Annotated in this window: 1 pseudogene; it reads right to left on the reverse strand. The window is 70.5% G+C overall.

The features are described from left to right. Nucleotides 1-606, reverse strand: a pseudogene (locus tag AX730_RS16470) (hypothetical protein); the annotation flags it as partial.

The following is a 606-nucleotide window of genomic DNA, read 5'->3' on the forward strand; positions in this document are numbered from 1 at the left end:
GGTCCAGGTTCACCGCGTCGGTGCCCTCGGTACCGGCGGCGACGTTGGTGATCTGACGTTCGGCACCGACATCGCCGACCGAGACCGTGTTGTCGCGGTCGTTCCAGGAGTTCGCGCCGATCGCGACGCTGTTCGTCGCCCCTGCCACCGAATTCACGCCCACCGCCACGCTGTCGTCGCCATCGGCATAGCTGTTGTGGCCAAGCGCGGTGCTGTACTCGCCGGTGGCCCAGGCGCCATTGCCGAACGCCGAGCCGCCCGTGCCGCTGGCGCGCGTATTGATCAGGCCGAAGAACGTGGTGCCGCCCACCGCCGTGCTTTCATCGCCGCCTGCGCTGGCGCCTTCGCCCACCGCGGTCGCCCCGCTGCCGCCTGCTGCCGCACCGTAGCCGAATGCCGAGGCGAAATCGCCGCTCGCGCTGCTGTAGCCACCCACCGTGGTCGATGCCAGGCCATCCGCGGCGCTACGGAAACCAACGGCGGTGGACTGTTGCCCGGATGCCGAAGCTTCCGTGCCGAGCGCGGAGGAATACGCGCCGGAGGCATTCGCGCCTGCACCGGCGGCCGTGGCACCGGTTTCGCTGGCGACCGCACCTGCACCCACCG

This window comes from Pseudoxanthomonas mexicana (assembly GCF_001556105.1).
Taxonomy (GTDB): Bacteria; Pseudomonadota; Gammaproteobacteria; order Xanthomonadales; family Xanthomonadaceae; genus Pseudoxanthomonas_A; species Pseudoxanthomonas_A mexicana_A.